At 52.4% G+C, this 17381-nt stretch carries 13 protein-coding genes; 3 read left to right on the top strand and 10 right to left on the bottom strand.

Annotation, left to right across the window (positions count from 1 at the left end):
* Window positions 1–21: 21 nt before the first annotated feature.
* Both AC3Y2E_RS19955 and AC3Y2E_RS19950 read right to left on the bottom strand, forming a co-directional pair.
* The gene (locus AC3Y2E_RS19955) at window positions 22–858 is read right to left on the bottom strand and encodes a sugar phosphate isomerase/epimerase family protein (RefSeq protein ID WP_379213411.1); all 837 of its coding nucleotides are present in this window, start codon (window positions 856–858) and stop codon (window positions 22–24) included.
* A 40-nt stretch (window positions 859–898) separates the two neighbouring features.
* Window positions 899–2830: a putative phage tail protein gene (locus tag AC3Y2E_RS19950; protein ID WP_379213409.1), complete on the bottom strand. Its 1932-nt coding sequence runs from the start codon at window positions 2828–2830 to the stop codon at window positions 899–901.
* A gap of 313 nt (window positions 2831–3143) precedes the next feature.
* Here AC3Y2E_RS19950 and AC3Y2E_RS19945 point away from each other — a divergent pair, with 313 nt between their 5' ends.
* Window positions 3144–3968, top strand: coding sequence for a helix-turn-helix domain-containing protein (locus AC3Y2E_RS19945; RefSeq protein ID WP_379213406.1), 825 nt, complete (start codon window positions 3144–3146; stop codon window positions 3966–3968).
* Between the two features lie 84 nt (window positions 3969–4052).
* Here the strand turns inward: AC3Y2E_RS19945 and AC3Y2E_RS19940 are convergent, their stop codons facing one another.
* From AC3Y2E_RS19940 to AC3Y2E_RS19910, 7 genes are all read right to left on the bottom strand, one after another.
* Window positions 4053–4364 carry a hypothetical protein gene (locus AC3Y2E_RS19940; protein ID WP_379213404.1) on the bottom strand — a complete coding sequence of 104 codons (312 nt, stop codon included), beginning with the start codon at window positions 4362–4364 and terminating at the stop codon, window positions 4053–4055.
* A 51-nt stretch (window positions 4365–4415) separates the two neighbouring features.
* Entirely contained in the window at window positions 4416–5222 is an 807-nt protein-coding gene (locus AC3Y2E_RS19935) for a class I SAM-dependent methyltransferase (protein WP_379213402.1), read from the bottom strand.
* A 245-nt stretch (window positions 5223–5467) separates the two neighbouring features.
* Entirely contained in the window at window positions 5468–5923 is a 456-nt protein-coding gene (locus tag AC3Y2E_RS19930) for a VOC family protein (RefSeq protein WP_379213400.1), read from the bottom strand.
* A gap of 403 nt (window positions 5924–6326) precedes the next feature.
* On the bottom strand, window positions 6327–6785 hold the full coding sequence (locus tag AC3Y2E_RS19925; RefSeq protein WP_379213398.1) for a GyrI-like domain-containing protein: 459 nt from the start codon (window positions 6783–6785) through the stop codon (window positions 6327–6329).
* A gap of 241 nt (window positions 6786–7026) precedes the next feature.
* The gene (locus tag AC3Y2E_RS19920; protein ID WP_379213396.1) at window positions 7027–7365 is read right to left on the bottom strand and encodes a DUF4870 domain-containing protein; all 339 of its coding nucleotides are present in this window, start codon (window positions 7363–7365) and stop codon (window positions 7027–7029) included.
* Window positions 7366–7404: 39 nt separating this feature from the next.
* The gene (locus AC3Y2E_RS19915; RefSeq protein ID WP_332073168.1) at window positions 7405–7890 is read right to left on the bottom strand and encodes a hypothetical protein; all 486 of its coding nucleotides are present in this window, start codon (window positions 7888–7890) and stop codon (window positions 7405–7407) included.
* A 34-nt stretch (window positions 7891–7924) separates the two neighbouring features.
* On the bottom strand, window positions 7925–9190 hold the full coding sequence (locus tag AC3Y2E_RS19910) for a stalk domain-containing protein (protein ID WP_379213394.1): 1266 nt from the start codon (window positions 9188–9190) through the stop codon (window positions 7925–7927).
* 269 nt (window positions 9191–9459) lie between these two features.
* Between AC3Y2E_RS19910 and AC3Y2E_RS19905 the strand changes: the two genes are divergently transcribed.
* Window positions 9460–9819, top strand: coding sequence for a zinc ribbon domain-containing protein (locus AC3Y2E_RS19905; protein ID WP_190931509.1), 360 nt, complete (start codon window positions 9460–9462; stop codon window positions 9817–9819).
* A gap of 24 nt (window positions 9820–9843) precedes the next feature.
* Window positions 9844–16002, top strand: coding sequence for a VWA domain-containing protein (locus tag AC3Y2E_RS19900; RefSeq protein ID WP_379213391.1), 6159 nt, complete (start codon window positions 9844–9846; stop codon window positions 16000–16002).
* Window positions 16003–16319: 317 nt separating this feature from the next.
* On the opposite strand, the gene AC3Y2E_RS19895 is transcribed toward AC3Y2E_RS19900, so the two are convergent.
* Entirely contained in the window at window positions 16320–16838 is a 519-nt protein-coding gene (locus AC3Y2E_RS19895) for a hypothetical protein (protein ID WP_379213389.1), read from the bottom strand.
* Between the last annotated feature and the right edge of the window lie 543 nt (window positions 16839–17381).

Below are 17381 nucleotides of genomic sequence, written 5' to 3'. Positions count from 1 at the left end.
ATGGACACCCTCGCGTTTCCATCATTCTGGTCTAAAACCCGCTTCCTGCAACATGCGAACCAGGTGCATTCGAGCATCTGCGATTCGCTGATCGATCAGCTCGGGTACAGCCGGTCCGTCCACCCGCTCCAAAAATACATTGCCCTCGAACCCACCCCTCTTTAAAACGGTAAAAATAGCCGGGAAATCTACATCTCCTGTACCGGGTATCGGGAAATCGCGTGCGCCCCGCTCCCCGCGGTGGTCTTTGGCGATAAGCGAATGCGTGTGCTCCGCCACCTGGGGAAAATCGTCAGAGGCATCAATTCCTTCGTAAAACTCCACATTGCCGGGATCGTAGCACCCCCGAATATGCGGGGAACCGATTTGCTGCAAAGTCTCCTGCATATCCGCGGCGGTTGCCGTATTGCCGGTATGGGGTTTGATCGTTATGATGAGGTCGAGTAGGGCCGCTTCCTCGGCAATTTGTTTGTACCGTTCGATGTATGCCCGGTTTATCGGTTGCATTTCCTCCTCTGTCAGAGGATCCGACGGAAAGGAGCGATAGCTTTGCGTCCCGATAGTAAGTATTTCCTTGATCCCCAGCGCTTTCGCTAGTTGCATGCGCTGTCTCGCCCGCTCGATCGGCTGATCGATCTTAAAATGTGCATTGGACATAAGCTGCAACGGTTGCAAGTTGCACATGGCAAACAGTTCTTCCAATTGGCCGATTGCACGGCTGTCGTCCGCATCCGGTAATTCAATCCCCCCGTGAGGATTCCCGATGCCAATATATCGATACCCCGCGCGCGAGATCCCTTCCAAAGCCCTTTCCATGGAACAGGTTGCATAAGGCAAAGTCATACAGGCCAGTTTCATCTTCCGCGTCCCTCCTATTTCAATTCCCGCAGTCCCGCGTTCAGTACCATTCGTACGGTACCCCAACCTCGCTCAATACCGGATGGGCGACATAGACGAGACTGGTTGCATGGACAGACCGTTTCCGTATACCGAAGGAAACCGTTCCCGAGGACGGCAATAAGTCTACGTAGGAGACGAGCTGCCAATCCGTATTCTCAAAATAGGCTGTTGTGCTCGGACCCAATTGACTGGAATAGGCCGCAGCACCCGTTGACACCTCTGAAGCCCTCGCATAAAAAGCAAAATAAACGTACTTGCTCGCTAACTCCGGATACAACGCCAAATCGATGGTGAACCCCCAGTCGCTCGTATTGGCGGCCCCGGACAGTTCAAACGCCTCGTAGGTGCGGTAGGTGGCGCTCGACAAAGCAAACGATCCGCTTCCCGTTGTGACGGGAACGAATTGTTCCAGACCAGGCGAGTAGTTTACCCTCGCGACGCCTTGAATTTCAGCCTTATGGAGGTGTGTCTTCGATGCGGCCAAGTCCTCGATTTGCAAATTCGTCAGCGAAGCGTACGTTTCGTCGTAAGCGACGCCGTTCCCGTATATCTTCAGATTGTTGACCCATGCTCCCATTCCGGTCCTGCTCGTCCCTGTTCTTAGCAGCGTGTAGGCTTTGAAAGGAGCGCTCGATCGGGAGATGCTGTTGTTGCCGATCTCCAGCCCCAGCTTGGCGGAATAGCAAGCTACCAAGCAGTCGGCATCCCGTAGACTGGCGAAATTATTGACGATCCGGATGGAGCTGACCGGCTGCGTGTTGCCGACCGTGGCCGCTGCGACCGTGCCGTTAATAATGATCTGCGCTTTCACCAGCCTCTCCGGATTCGTAAACGAATAGCCGACCGAGCCGTTATTTTCGAAATAGTTGTCGGACAGATCGAAGGGCATGATCGAATTGCGGGCGAAAACGCCGCATATTTTGTTTCCTTCGATATTGCAGCCGTTGATCCGGACGCCAAGCGCTTTTCTGGACAAATAGATGCCGATGCCGTCATTCGTGAATATTTTCGTATTCACAACATTGAAGACGTTCACTTCACCATCAACCAATTGGATGCCATCGCCGCGGTTGTAAGATATTTCGCATGTCTCGACGTCATTGCACCAGCCGTAGCCGATAGCAAGCGCGGCCAAGGTCGTTCCTTTGATGGAAATCCGGCGGAACAGCGAATGTGCGATTTTTTTGGAATATATCCCATACTTCGTCTTGTTGTCTCCGGAAATGTCGAGATTCGAAAATTCGAACTGATTCCCCACCGCGGTATCCGTAAACTTGAAGATTGCTTCGAGCGGAGCCGACGCCGTGACGGAAGCATGCGGACGAATGACGGAAGAATGGACCCGGCGGTTATAGTCGTCCCCGATCAGCCGAATCCCTCGCTTACTGGAATCGATCAGGATCGGGCTTGAGATCAAATAAAAATCGGAAGACGGAAAGTAGACGACTGACCCCCGGTTCTGCGCGGCATCCACAGCCGCTTGTATGGACTGTGTATCGTCAGACGCGTTGTCGCCTTTCGCCCCAAACCATTTTACGTTGAACGCTCCCTGGAAAATGCGTTTGAACCGTGCTCCTGTAGCCGAGACGATTACCATACCGGTGTCATCCGCGCTCGACCCGTCGGCCGGATCGAAACGGAACACGCCCTCCTGGCCCGGATCGGTCACAACATAAAATTCCGCAGGAGCCGCAGACAAGGAACGCAGCTCGGCAATCGTCACCTTGGGCCAACAACACCCCTCCTCTTCCGCCCCGTATACCGCTTCTGTCACCCGTTTCCCCTGGACATTCGCGGCGCTCCACAGACTGCCCGCGACCAAAGCCGTGCCTGCCAAGCCAATCGATGCGAGCAGCTTTCTTCTGCTGCCGCTGACCGTTCCCGAATCGTCAACTTCTTGCTGTGTGCCGATTTCTTTCTCTTGATTCATTGTAGACCTCCGATCTGTGGTTTTTGGTTCCAAGAACCGGTAAGCGTTTACACAAAACGAGCAAGCAGATCCTGCTTTCAGCATAGTTGAACCCGATTGCTTTTAAAATAAAGAGAATTAAACCAGACTATATATAAATTTTAACGGAATTCCGAGAGAAGCCCCTTCCTAGGCAGGGAGGGGATAACTGTCGGCCGGGCAACGCCTGGATGATCTTCCTGGATCATGCCCTAAAGAATCGATCGTATGATACAATCAGTCTCAGATCATGTTAAGGCTAGTGAAGTACTCTCGCAGAACGGAGGAGCCGATCTTGCATACCGAAGAGGGTCGAAATGTTCTGATTCCCCAGCTCACCTACTGTAGATATTGGGAGCGAAAAGACAAATTTTTGTTTTACGAGGATACCTGCAAGGAGTGGACCATTTTCGCCGTCATAGACGGGTCGTTCCAGTATGAATTTAACGATGAGAAAGGCATTGCCGCATTCGGCGATTTGATCATTTGTCCGGCAAATACGGTTCTGCGCAGAGTCGTTATTTCGCCGCTTACTTTTTTTGCGATTCGGGTTCAATGGCGGATCAACGACTTGGTGAGAGTGGGACAGGCGGAACCGTCCCGGTTTGTCGGCAAAACGAGTATCGCCGACACGAAGCGGTTGGCAAGCAATTATTCCTTGATGAAGCAATCCGAAGGACTCAGTGAGGAAGTGAAGCTGTGGCTGTGCGGTCACTATATGCTGGATATCTGGTTGTCATATGGGAGGGAGTGCAGCAAATGGCCTTGGCCGGCAGAATGGCAAGCTGGCAAACAACCAGAGCCGATCATGAACGAAGCCTCCGCCCTCATTCGCAAACATGCCTTTGAGACTGTTGATCTGAAGGACATTGCTGCACAATTGCGACTAAGTCCAGCACGGCTATGCCAGAAGTTTAAAGCTAGCTTCGGACAAACCCCGATCCGGTTGTTGACCGAATTGCGTCTGGAAAAAGCGAGACAGCTGCTGCTGGAAACAACCATGACACTTGATCAAATCTCGGAATACATTGGTTACCAGAACGCCTATTATTTAAGCTACATCTTCAAGAAGCATATGGGAGTCACGCCGACCGCCTTCAGAAAAGCGCATCGGATCTAGCTACTTCCCTATCGAACCCAGGAAGCGCGTGACGAATCGCGTTCGAGCTACGGACCGCTCTCGCGGTCCTTCTTCATGTCGTGATTAGAGGTGTTCAGAGGGCTCAGGCTGAATAAAATTCAAATGTTTCATTCGGTTGATGACAGCTAATACTTCATTAATTCTTAGTAATTCAAGCCATCTATCGAAATCAGGGAAAAAGGAAGAAAATACAAGATCCACTCCTTCTCTCTCCATATCTTCGAGTGCTTTTTTGATCTTTTCATGAAGAAAGATGAGGCGATCCTGATTTCTTATAGCGATTTTTCGAATTAAGAAGGCAATAGCTGCAAGCTGGGCGTGTGATGTGATATTGTAAAGCCCTCTGATATCAATTTGTTCATCACCTATCATCATGTATTGGACCTACATGATTTATTAAACATTTCTTGATTAAGAGATCGGATACTATAGTTTTCTTGCTTTGATTACAAAAGTTACAGGAAGCATTTTTGCTTTTTTTGCAAATTTGCTGTTACCCCGCGATTGGATAATTTCATCATCAGATTGCTCAATCATTCGTTCAATTAAAAAGCCCGACTTTGCCAACGCATTCACATAGGTTGATAATGTACGGTCAGATAATGTTAGCGTACTTTCTTCAAGAGATGACGAATACCAGGATTCGTCAAAATAACATTTTTTAAAAACAAAAGTATTATTCTCTTCAACAACACATTTGTGTATAGGGTGGGACCAACTGAAAATAAAAGCGCCACCTCTTTTTAGGTATGAAGCAATCCGGCGAAAAGTACCCTCAAGGTCGGTTGTCCAGCCTATAGCATAAACCGAATAAACAAAGTCAAAGTAATCCTCGGGTATGCCACATTCTTCTTCCATGGGAGAACAGATTAATTTTGCTGAAAGACCGCACTCCGTCAAATGTTGCTTTGTCCTTTCGATTTGGTTTTCTGATAGATCCATACCCCATAGTTCAGATGCTTGACGTTCCCCCAAATACTGCAAAGAATGACCGCTTCCACAACCTATTTCCAGCATCTTTTTTCCTGAGACATCGCCAAAAAGTTGACAATTTTCCTCAGAGACAAATGCTCCATAAAGAGGAAGTGAGGTTGCTCCTAAAACATCATTTCCTTTTGTATCCCAAAATAAGCTGTTTGTCTCATGAATAACACTCTTATCCATGTCAACCGAGATGGCGATAACCTCACTACCGCCTATTATGTTTGTTCTAGAAACAGAATTTTTGTCCATACAGGCACCATCCCCAAATGTAAAAAAATATGAGCCCAAACATCACCTTAATAGATGAAACATTCGTGAATTGCCCTACTCTCCATAAACGAACCGAAATGTATGTTCCGGATGCTGCTCAGTAAACTGCCCTAATGTTTCTAAAAGCTTTTCTAATCCTTCCGGGTCGGATTCGCGTAATTTGTCGTGATCAACAATCTGAATACGTGGGTGCCTTGCCCCAGGCGCATCCTCAATAATTTTATTCAAAAATGTATCAACATCACATCTAAACAACAATTACAAAACTCGAATCTATCTTTCCAATTCGTGCTATTGGCTCCCTCAGTATTCGTCTTCACCATCACCTGTAATTCCCATGTACTGTACTTGTTTCCATCCGGATCGTAGAAATGAATCTCAACACCATTACCACCATTATCGATCAGTTCAACACGTTCACCGGCTTCTTTCATGGATTGATAGATCTTTTCCGTATGTTCCACTTCAAACGAAAGTACAAACATTTCAAACTCCGGACCTTCGCCTTCTTTTTCTCTGATATGACCCGGCCATCGCTCCGTTATAAAATTCAAATGCGGTTTTTCTTTCGACTTAATAAAAATTAAAGTTCCATCACGGAGTTTCGTCCATCCATTATTGTTTAATCCAAAATAATGATCGAACCATTCATGGGATCTCTTTGGATCAGATGATGGCAAATAATGGTCTCCACTCTTGTTTCTATGGCAGTTCCTCTTCTTTTACCTCTTCAACCATTCTGATCCTCTCCTTGTTAGAATCCTTCAACTATTAGATGCCACATCGCCGCGCCCACAAACCGCATGAAGGCGTGATGACTCCTTTCGTCCGCTGCCTTCGCAAGGGAAAACAGCCCATTCGGCTCGCCGCCATGTGGAAAAGGAAAAATGGACCTCATCTGGCCAAAGTGCATCCGCGGTTTTCCCATAATACAATGCTGCCCAATCTGCCATGTTTCTCCAGAACGGATTGTCCTGACCATTCCCCCCAGAAACTTCCTAAAAACTTGACCGCAAACTCTCTTGCGTCGGCGAGCTAACGTACCCGTCGTAACTCAAGAAAAACAAGTACTTAACAAGAATCTCATTTCCTTGTAATTGGTATATAGAGCGAAATCGTTTTCTTTCCATCATCACCATCCGCGAATCGATCGTCATAGAGCTCAAAGTCAGGTGCTTTTGCCCATTTATATTCTGATGTAGAAAACCATTTGTCCGAATATGTATACACTTCGCCAATACTGTTGCCTGTATATACAAATAGTACATATTGTTGCATCGGGATCGTTCTTCCGATCATGCCATCAGGGATATCATCGAGGTTATGTACTGGAAAACCAACTATATAATTAAAACTTTCATGCGGGTTTGGACTGTATTCACTCAAACCATATGCGGAATAAGGATCTGTTCGATTTTTGATTTCATCTCTTCTCCGCTCGAATTCGCCCCATAGGCCAGATATCCGATCCTCAGAAATTTTTGTAGTAATCATCGGTCCGATAATGTGGAATTCTTTAAGCGTAACTATGTGAACATCCATTTATTACCCTCCCCATGATGATTGGTATAATATACCATTAGAATTCATGTTATCGCACATATGTTCGTTTGTAAAGCTGAAGAGCCGCGATTTCACGGCGCCGTTCACGGAGCGCTGGTCGGCGCGCTGTTCAGCGGCAGTCAATCCAGCCGGGGTGATCTTTAAACCCCTGCTACAGTCACGAAAACGCCGCTATTCTCCTTAAGGAAAAAAGCGGCGGTCCGTGAGACGCGGTTTTCGATTAGTGTTTGATGATACGGAAGCTTCCGATGAGCGGAAGCGGCTTGCATCTTCCCCCGGCCGCATTAAGAATTCCTAGGATTGCGAGAATGAATAAACCCAGATTCGCGAGCGGGCCGATCAAGAGCCAGCCGATAACCGGGACGATCGTGCTGATGATATTGACGGCAACCAACGCCAGAAACAAGATCAGCCCTTGATTGGCATGATACATCGCGAACCTCGATTGCTTGGCCGCGAGCAGAGGGATAAAAAAGAGAATATAGGCCAGAATCGCCATCCCTTTGTTGTTGGCGACATCCGTCGGTTCGGCTTGAAGCTCCGGATTTTCGACGTTCATTGTTCATTTTCCTTTCCGTCGTTTAGAATGGATTTTCGTTTATTGTTCGGTCTCCGGCTTATTCGAATAGACCAGAGCTCCTGTAACGATCTTTTTGTCCTCCAGATCTTTCTGCAGCGTAAATACGAACCGTTCCATGCCTTTCTTGGACGAGTAGTTGATAAAATCCTTGTCCTCCAGCTTATGAACCTCCGAGTAGCCGGCTCGCTTCGTATAGTCGTAATACAATTTGACTACGTCATCGTAAGGCATCTTCGTTTCGATCGTCAGCGTGACGGAATCCTTGCCGCCGATAGACGACGTAACTTGAATCTCGTCCGGAATCGGCACGTCGGACGGGAACAAATCCGGGATGTCCGCTTTGCTGGATAGCTTAATCTCCTCGCCGTTTCCCTTTGTGATTGTCGTCGTTCCCTGTTCGGCCTCTTGGATTGCCTTTTCGACCTTCGAGCAGCCTGTCGCGAAAATCATGGCTATCAGCATGACGGCGGACAAAGCTATACTCCATTTTTGCCTGTTCTTCATTTTACGCTCTCCCATCTTTTTTGTATTCGGACCGTTACCAGTTCCATTCCTTGTTCTGATCTATCCGATTGCCATTAATATCGTAGACCGCGTCCCAATCTATCTCCGACGGGTCCTCGGCCGGCGGCTTGACGACATCGAGCTTCAGCTCAAGCTCCATTTTGTAGATTTTGTCTGTGACTCTTTGGAAGCCGGCGACGACCGATGGATGAAAAGGATCATCCTGACCCGGGTTCACAACCCTGATCAGCATGTGCTGGGGCTCGGCTCCGGGAGGCGCATAGACCGCGCTTACTTTGTACTTGCCGATCGGCACGTTATGCACGCCGTAACCGTTGTTCGACCGGCTGCCCTTGCTGACGATTTTCTTGCCCGAGGTTCCGTCCAGCATCTTGCCCTCCGGCTCGAGCGTCAGCGTGACGTCGTCCCGGTTCGGCGGCTCGGCGACGGGGTCGAGCGGATGAATGAGATCCATCATATAGAACAGCACTTCCGCGCTTCCGCCCGTTCCGATCGAGCTATCGAGTTTGACGGTAAAATTGCGGACCGCGCCCTCGTTGCCGGCGAACGGACTATCGTCATCGGGAATCAAATCGACGCTATGCTTCACACCCTCGTACATGATCGAATATTCCGCATACGCCTTATAAGTCGCCGCCATTTTTGTCAGCTCGATCCGATACTGTCCGTTCGCGTCCGTCTTGATTTGCGAATTGCTGTTGTACAGCAGTTGGTTGTCGATCGTGATCAAAGCGCCCTTGATCGGCTCGCCTTGCGGGTTGACGACTTTGCCCTTCACGACATAAGGCTCCGCCTGATCACCCGTTTCGCCCGCCGTATTGCCGGCAGGCGCACCTGTGCCGATCCAGATGACTGTCGTGCCGGATTCTTGTGAGTAAATTACGTCATAGCCGCTGTTCTCCGAAACGAATCGCAGCGGAATCATCGTGTGATTGTTGATGATTTGCGGCGGCACGGACAGCTCCGCTGCTTGGCCGTTGACTTTGGCGGTCAGACTGTCGATCGTCAGCTCGATTTCCAGTCCTTTTTTTATCCCAATCGCTTTCCTTTCCTCGCCGTTCCATTCGACTTCATAACTTAGTGCTTCGAATATTGCGCGAAACGGCACGAGTGTCGTCCCGTTTTGGATCACCGGCTGTTGATCGGCAAATGCAAGCAGCTCCCCGTTAAAATAAACCTCCACCTCATCTTCCTTGGCCATGGCGAACGATGCCGTGCAGGCAAGGACAAGAATCAGAATGGAGAGCCAAATGACCGCTTTAGCTGAATACTTTCCCATTCTCCCATCTCCTCGTCAAAAATCCGCAGCACTCCTACATCTGCAGTTGTAAGCGAAATTCGATTTCATCGTATTCCTTTTGATAACCGGACGCCAGTTACAAGATGTCATTGGAGTTGTCACATCATTGTCATCGCCCGCTGCCGAATCTCCTTATGTTGAAACAATCAATGGAGATGACAAAAAAGGTGACAGCCTGTAACTAGGGGGTGTCTCGGCATTCTTTTACAATGAACGTAATAAACCTTTATCTCTTGGGAGGAATGGACATGAGCTTCATGGACAAAGTGAAATCGGGCTTCTCGGAAGCTGGCAGCAAGGCGAAAATCGTCGTGGAGGTCAACAAGCTCAAACTGCAGAACAGCAATAAACAGAAGGAAATCGAAAAGCTGCATCAGAGCATCGGCCGTCTGTTTTTCCTGAAGGCGGTCGGTCGGCTGGAAGAGGTCGCGGAATCGGATTATCAATCAGACGTAGCGGAAATCGTACGGCTGGAACACGAAATCGAGGAGAACAAAAAACAAATCAAAACGATCGCGAACGAAAAAGACTGTGTCTGCGGCAAAGCGTCCCCGCTGGATGCCCGGTTCTGTCCGTCCTGCGGGCATACTTTTTCGGCGACGGATTGAGCGGGAACGGAGGAAAGACAGTCCATGAAAAGCTTGCTTGCCAATAAGAACGCCAAGATCGCCTTGCTTCTTCTCGTCGGCGCGCTCTTGGCGTTTGGCGCTATTGTCGTATGGGTCAAGAATAACCGCGGCCCCCTCGGCACGGTCGTCGAATCCGTCGCTCCGGGACCGTCCGGAAGAGCAGAGGCCGTCAAAGATTTGCCGCGCAGAAAGACGTATCCGATCGGCAAGTGGGATATCGCGATCCCCTACTTGAATCCGTTCGGCTCCCAAGACAACTATCAATCCGTCAATTACACTCCGAATCAGACCCAGGAGCTGAAATACGTCGATGAAGAAAACATGGAAATGTCCCGAATCACCGGCGGGGATCTGTGGCAATTGCAGGTGCAATGGAAGGATTCGCAAACCGACCCCTGGGAGGATCTGCGGCTGTACGTTACCGAGCTCGGCGGAAAATATTATATGGGCGCCTCCGAAGGCAGTTGGGTGCTTCGCGCGGACGATCCGGAGGGAACCGCCTGGTGGGGAGTCGCTTCGAAGAGCGGCGAGGGATACCTGTTGAAGATATACAAGGAGCTTCGTCTGAAGCATGGAGAATCCGTCTCCTTCCAGACATCGTCTTACCCGAATCAGGAAATCTATTTCATGACGGACAACGAACGGCACAAGTACCAGAGCTTCAAAGTCGATCTGGCAGGAGGCCATGTTCGGCTGTCGGGCAAAGGCTCGTATTCGCAAGGGCAGTACCGTAGAGATCTGTCATACATTCAAGAGCTGTTCGCCTACAAAACGAATCATTATACGCTGAGCGATATTCCCCAGGATACGTCCGCCCCCTTGCTGTGGAAGCTGTCCTGGAGCCCGGATACCGACCCGAAGGAAATTGTCTTCACGCTTGACGAAGGGGAGGACATCCGTCCGGTCAAAGACGGGGAACGGCTGGGAGCGCTCAAGGTTCGCGGGAATGCGCTGGACCTTATCCAAGTCGAAGCGCCTCCGGGAGTCACATTGACCCACCCCGAGCTTCATCTGAAAGGCGATAAGACGCCGGAAGGAGACACGCTGTTCTGGCTGCCCTCCGGCTTCTGGAACGTCGTGGCACAGCCGGAAAATCGCCCCCCTCTGAATACGAGGCTGGTTCCCGTCAGCGCGGGAGAGATGACGGAGCTGGAGATCAAGCCGCTGCTGCAGAGCGCCTATCGGAACGACGGAATTGGAGACGCCAGCGGCGAAGAGAGCAAGCTGAAAATCGAAGAAGCTGTCGAGCTGGGCAATCAGGCCCGCGTTACCTTCATGCTGCTCGATTCCCAAAACCCCAAATTTACGCCCGATATGAAGGATATCGATATTGTAGAGGGAGGCAGGCCGGGACAGCCGGTCAAGCTCGATCGGATCGAGACGCCGCCTAGCGTCGTATTGGCGCTTGATTCCTCCGGCTCTATGTCAATGTCGATGGAGCAAGTGCTGGAATCTGCCCGCGCCTTTATTCAAGGGCTGCCGGACAACGCCTATATCCAGGTGATCGATTTCGATTCCCAGATTCGGGTGTTGGAAGGCACGAGTAAGAAGGATGTACTGGCGAATCTTGGTCAGATCAAGGCGCTAGGACATACCAAGCTGTACGATTCGGTGATTGAGGGACTGAACCTGCTGAACGATAAGCAGCGGCCGACGCTGGTCGTGTTCACCGACGGAGTGGACAGCAACACCGAGAAGGCGGGAACGGGCAGCAAGGCGAGCAAGGGCGATGTCGAGCAAGCTGTGAGGCATTCCGGCATTCCGATCTACTCGATCGGCTTCGGTCCGGATCACGATAACTCCACGCTGTTGGAGCTGGCAGCGATGTCGGAAGGAACGTATTATCCCGCTAAGGATACAGCTGCGCTGAAGCATGTGTTCGCCGCCATTAACGACAGGCTGGGCAATCGGTTCGAGCTCACCTACGAGCGGCCGAAGGAGCAATCTCCGTCCGACGTTCCGGTCATCGCTATGACGCTGGACGTAAGCGGATCGATGGATGTCGATCCCGCTTCGGGCAACGGCGCTTACCGGATCGATAAGGTGAAGCATCTGTTCCACGACTTCGTCGGACAGCTTCCGGAGCATAGCTTGATGCAGTTGCTCAGCTTCTCCGCGAAGCTGAAGTTCGATCAGGTGTTCACCTCTCGCAAGTCTGAACTGATGCAGGCGCTGGGCAACCTGAAGGCCGTCGGGGGAACCGACATTTTGAATTCCGTCTACGTGACGTACAATTCGATCAAGCAAATCCCTTCCGAAAAGCGCGTTATTGTCTACTTGACCGATGCGGCGCTTGATGTCGAAGAGAGCAAAAAGGCCTTTTTCGAAGAGATGCTGACCGGTATTAAAGAAGAGGGCATCCAGGTGCTGTGGGTAGGCCTCGGTACGGACGACAGCGCGGAAGCGTTCAAGTGGGCGGCGGAGAAATCGGGAGGCAAGTACGTGATCTCGGAAGACCCGGCCATATTGGCCAAAGCGTTCCAAGATGCGCTTGCTGAAGTCCAGAAGCGGCCTTCCGAGCAAATCCCGCTGATGCTCGCCGTCCGCAACGAATCGGATGACGGCCGAGCTCGTATTTATTCAGACGATCGATTGGTCGATTTCCCCGTGCTGCTTGACGCAGGCGACAAGGTCGAATTCCAGACGATCGGCTTCGAGACGGGCAAGAAGGTCGCGCAATACGAACAGGCAACAGCTGCGCTCGTCTACGGACGCGATCTGCCGAGCGACGAGGTCAAAATCTACAAGCGCGTTCCGCTGAACAGCCAAGGGAAAAACAAAGCGGTCGAATGGACGGCCCGGGAGCTTCTCTTCCTCAAAAAGCTGAAAGGTGTAGATGCGCCGGCGAAACGCAGCTTTGCCGCTATCGAGATGGAGCTCACAAACGCTCACCCGGGCGGAGCCGACTACTTGATTCCGGATTTCGCTTCGCATTTCTTCATGAACGTAAACGGCGCGGGCACTTATCCGGCTTCGACGGCCACTTGGCTGACGGAACAGCCGCTGGCGCCTCCCGGACAAGGAGACATCACGGTCAAAAAAGGCGAGAGCGTTAAAGGAATGCTAGTATTTCTCGTACCCGACGAAGAGATTGAACGGGCTTCCGTCCACTACTACGACGTCGAATACGGGCATATATCGCTCACCTTGGTAGGTTCCCTGCCGAGGGAGGAGCCCGCCGTATTGGCCGGCATGCCGAAAAGCGCCACAGGCAAGCTTTCGGATACGTTCGAGCTGGTCTTGACGGCATTCGGTGAAACGGATCATATCGAGAAGGTCGCGCTGACCCGCAAAACGAGCGTGTTCAAAATCGTGGAAGCCGAATTGAAATCCCTGGTTCAGGCCGATCTGAAGCTGAACCCGCAGGATCGGTTTTATATGAACATCATAACAGCCGAGGGCCCTTTTCTTATCCCCGTTCATACGGCCACCGCCCTGCTGCCTCACGGCTTGCTGCGACCCGTCATGTTCGGTCCCGGGTCTTCCAACAAAGCCCGCCTGGCCTTTCAGACGCCGAATGCGCTGGGGGCTATGCCGATGGAGCTATACGTCGACCTTTTCGGCGGCGCGACGGTGCTTCCGGTAAGAGACGGTTCGGCGGACAATGTGGGCGCAGGTGACGCAACAAGAGCATTAGGTGCGGACAACACAGCGATGCTCCCAGACAAGGGGGTATCGCTGGTCGTCAACTCGCTGGCTCGCATTCGCGACATCGAGTCCAGCAGCGGTAACTTCGTCATAGCCGACGTGACGGTTGCCGACGAATCCGACGGCTTCGGATCGTCCGGCTTCCGCGAGACGTTTAAGCTTGTGCCGGTTCAATCGCCGGCAGGACGCGAGGTTTCGGATCTGCAGGCAGACCCGGTTACCGACGAACTGCTGCTTGGCATCGATAAGGATTGGTCCGTATTCGACGGCGCCTCGCGGCGCGGGCTGCTCGTGTTCTCGCTCCCTCACAATCAAGCGGATCTGAACTGGACGCTGCAATCCGACCTGTTCGCCGACCTGAACCTTCCCGTCGGCAACGAAACCTACAAGGAAAACGGGCTGCTCGTCAAACGGGTGGAGCCGCCTCTGGACGAGAAATTCGATATCCAGCTCTCGAAGGCGCTCACGGAAGCGATCAGCCGCCACCGCACGCTGGAGGCCGCCAAGGTGCCGGCCGACGCCGTGCGGACGGCCGATTTCGACGCCGGCCAAGGCCGCAAGGAAGGCATTCCGGCTCCTCTGCCAACCGTTCACGGCATGCTGCAGTTGGAATCGGTCAAGACGTGGTCCGACTTCCAGGCACTGGTGAACGGACTGAGATGGCTGCCCTCCGCCGACCCGTATTCGACTTATCGGAGCTCCCCGGAAGCCGTGTTGGCGCAAGGCTGGGGAACCGAAGGCGACTTGGCCTACCTGACCGGAGGCCTGCTCGCCAAGCTCGGTTACAGCCCGGCGCTCAGGATGGTGCAAGTAACCGATCGGGGAAGAGCGGCGCTTGCGGAGCTGGGCGCGGTAGATTCGGTAATTCTGAAGCATTTGCCCGCATGGTCCTACCTCGACGAACAAGGAAAAACGAAAATCTTCGTCGTGCCGTTCATGAAAGACCTGTCAGAGCTGGACGGTCTGGCCTTCTTCCCCGGCGGTCAGGGAAGCAGGCGGATGACGTCCGCGCAAAGCACGATCAGCGTCTATTTCATGGCCGAAGCGAAAGAGGATCGGGGAGTGGGCGGCATCACCGGGGACATCGGCGGGGCGCTCGGCGGAGGGGGAGGCCAAGATAAGCCATTAATCGAGGAGGTTCGTGTTCTCGAAGCCGCTCTGGACCTTGATCAGTTGAGCCGCGAGCCGGTGGATATCCGCGCGGGCGGTTCCGAAGGCAAGTATACCGCCGTGCTGGAAAGCCAGACGTTGCAAATCGTCGGCAACCGTCTGATCGACGCTAACGAACAGAAAATCGTTGGCGTGCGCATCGAGGTTCAATTGCCGAAGAAGAAACTCACGCATGAAACCCGACTTAAGGACGGAGAAGAGATCGCCGACGTCTTCCATACGGTCGCGGTCAATCTTCCCGATCTGTCCGCCGAAGCAGCCGAAGCGCTTCAGCAAGCGGCCGACCGGGTGCATAAGGCGACGGAAAAACCGGATGACCACTCCGCGCTCATCTGGTATACCCGAAGCGTTCTGTATCGGATTATCGCCAATCAAACCGCCTACGAAAACGAACTCGCAGCGGTATTGGACGTTACTGCGGGACGCGTCGACAAGGAACGGGTGATTTTCGTAACCATCCGAAACGACCGGGCGCAATCGAAGTTCCGAACAAGCGTTGACCTGCAGCAGAGCGCCAATCGGATTCATCGGGGCTCGGAGGAAGCCGTCCGCGGCTTTCACATCATGAGCGGCTTGTTCGCCTCCCGGCTCGAAGGCGCCGCGCTGCCGGGTGACAAGACGGATTTCATGGACGTATGGCAGAGCAGCCCGGAGAATACGATGCTGTTCCTGAGCCTCAGGAACAACCGAAACAAGGATTTGAAGTATATGGAGGAAAACGGCTTCCCGGACACGCTCATCGAACGGGCCAAAACCTCTCCCGCGATCATGCTGATTCCGAACCGGCCGGCGAGCATTCAGGGCGAAAGCCGCTGGGCTTGGCTGGAGATCGACCCGAACACCTACGAGACCATCTCCGTCACGGACACGGGCGAGCACGGAAGCTTCGCGGAGTACCTGATGTCGCTTGAGCCCGTTTCTCCGACGGGCGACGATTATATGGCTTTCATGTCCGGCGCGTTTATCGGCGTCAGTTCTTCGGTCTGGAGCGTCAGCTCCTTCGCGTTAAAGCTGGACGATTACGAACAAATCATCAAAGCCGCCAAAGCGTATACGTACGGATTGGGCGAAGTGCTGAGCGGCATGATGAGCAACAAGGATCTCCCCAAGCTCGAGTACAGCATCGGCTCACTTAAGCTGAAGCTGACGGACTTCGATCAGGATAAACTGGCCAAACAGTTCCATATTCTGAAATCGGGCAAGGCAGTAGAAGGAGCCGGCGACGTCGTAGGCTTCGGACTCGGCTTCCAGATCGGCGCCGCTTACTACTTCAAGCAAGCGGAGATGGCCATTAAGAAGCCAGTCGTCAAAAACGGGCCTCCGAGCGGAGGCTCCGCCAAGTAAAACGAAAGGGATCGTCTCAGAGGCAGCGATAAGCCGCCGAGGAGACGATCCCTTTTTGGAGTGGAGTGGTCTGCCCGGCAGAATGCTAGACGCACCTCACCATCTCTTCCCCGCCGTTTGCGAAGAACGACTGTTCTCACATCGGTCTTGCGGCAGCAGCGGTTACTTCATCACCATTTTATACGAATCTTCTTCGCTCCGGAAAAGAATAATCCAACCAGCGGGGATCTATACAATGAACGGGTTATGGTACTGCCAGGCTCTTATGCCGCTGCTTCAACTCCATTTGAACGTTTCTCCTTCAACATCAACCAGAATTAGTTCAAAGACTTCATGACAAGCAGCGTTGCCGAGCGTTTCGGCAGCTTTAGCAACACAGTGCCTGTCTCACTTGCTGCGAGATCGCCGGTCTTGGCCAGGCGACGGACCGCATCGAAGGCATAAACCTCCGCAGTGTCAAAGCCTGTACCCAGCTCGAGCTGAATATCCCGGCTTAACGTGTCCTTGTTGAACAGCAGTACGTATGTCTTGCCGTCATTTCCTTCGATCGTATAAGAGCCGACCGCATCATAGCGCGACGAATCGGTGCGGACGCTGCTTCCTTCGATTTTGGAGCCTTGACCGTCGTAATCCAGATAAAGCTTAAACGCATCCTCGATCGGCGTGTCCGCATGGAAGTTGCCGAAGCGTGTGGCCAGATCGACACCCTCCTTGCCGAAGATCGCGAGCGCTTCCGCCTGCGCCAGACCCGCCGTAACGCCGAAGCCGTTGCCGAAGTTGTACTCCGTAATCGCCAGCTTCAGTCCGGGCTGATTGCGCTCGATGACTTCTTTCATGCGCGGAATGAGTCGAACTGGCTCTTGAATCCAGGATTGATCGACGAACTGACCATCGTACAGCCCCTTCCGGCAGCCAATGCTCGAGCGGGCGTCCGAAGGCCGTTACGCCTCCTGCAGTCAGCGCCAGTTGTACTTGCTGTCCGCCTTCGGAACCTCCATGCACCCACAGTCTCAGCTTGTCGTAGTCGTTCACCGTCAGCAGTTGAGTGCTGTATAGATACAACGCTCCGTCTCCGTTTGGAGTAAAGCGAATCGAACGAGCGCCTGTCCGTTTCACCGAGCCTTCCGCCAGGTTGACCTGTCCCCAGCTGTTGTTCGTTACCGAATCCGCCAGCTTGTCATCGAACAAGTACAATCCCTCGACCGGCTCGATCGGATCTCCCGGTTCTTCACCTGGATCTTCACCGCCAGGTTCTCCTCCCGGCTCTTCTCCTCCGGCTTTGCCCGTAAAGACAAGGTTGTCCAAAAATAGTGGACTCTGCTGGCCCTCCCGAAGCAGTCTCCGGTCATCCACGATGATGATGGAAATCAAGTTGGCTA

Source organism: Paenibacillus sp. MAH-35 (assembly GCF_058135425.1).
Note: the sequence above shows the minus strand (reverse complement) of the source record. Positions and strands in the feature narration are given on the sequence as shown.

Excerpts from the sequence above, each read along its gene's own strand:
- AC3Y2E_RS19955 (WP_379213411.1), bottom strand. The coding sequence starts at position 858 with ATGAAACTGGCCTGTATGACTTTGCCTTATGCAACCTGTTCCATGGAA.
- AC3Y2E_RS19950 (WP_379213409.1), bottom strand. The coding sequence starts at position 2,830 with ATGAATCAAGAGAAAGAAATCGGCACACAGCAAGAAGTTGACGATTCG.
- AC3Y2E_RS19940 (WP_379213404.1), bottom strand. The coding sequence starts at position 4,364 with ATGATGATAGGTGATGAACAAATTGATATCAGAGGGCTTTACAATATC.
- AC3Y2E_RS19935 (WP_379213402.1), bottom strand. The coding sequence starts at position 5,222 with ATGGACAAAAATTCTGTTTCTAGAACAAACATAATAGGCGGTAGTGAG.
- AC3Y2E_RS19925 (WP_379213398.1), bottom strand. The coding sequence starts at position 6,785 with ATGGATGTTCACATAGTTACGCTTAAAGAATTCCACATTATCGGACCG.
- AC3Y2E_RS19920 (WP_379213396.1), bottom strand. The coding sequence starts at position 7,365 with ATGAACGTCGAAAATCCGGAGCTTCAAGCCGAACCGACGGATGTCGCC.
- AC3Y2E_RS19915 (WP_332073168.1), bottom strand. The coding sequence starts at position 7,890 with ATGAAGAACAGGCAAAAATGGAGTATAGCTTTGTCCGCCGTCATGCTG.
- AC3Y2E_RS19910 (WP_379213394.1), bottom strand. The coding sequence starts at position 9,190 with ATGGGAAAGTATTCAGCTAAAGCGGTCATTTGGCTCTCCATTCTGATT.
- AC3Y2E_RS19905 (WP_190931509.1), top strand. The coding sequence starts at position 9,460 with ATGAGCTTCATGGACAAAGTGAAATCGGGCTTCTCGGAAGCTGGCAGC.
- AC3Y2E_RS19900 (WP_379213391.1), top strand. The coding sequence starts at position 9,844 with ATGAAAAGCTTGCTTGCCAATAAGAACGCCAAGATCGCCTTGCTTCTT.
- AC3Y2E_RS19895 (WP_379213389.1), bottom strand. The coding sequence starts at position 16,838 with ATGAAAGAAGTCATCGAGCGCAATCAGCCCGGACTGAAGCTGGCGATT.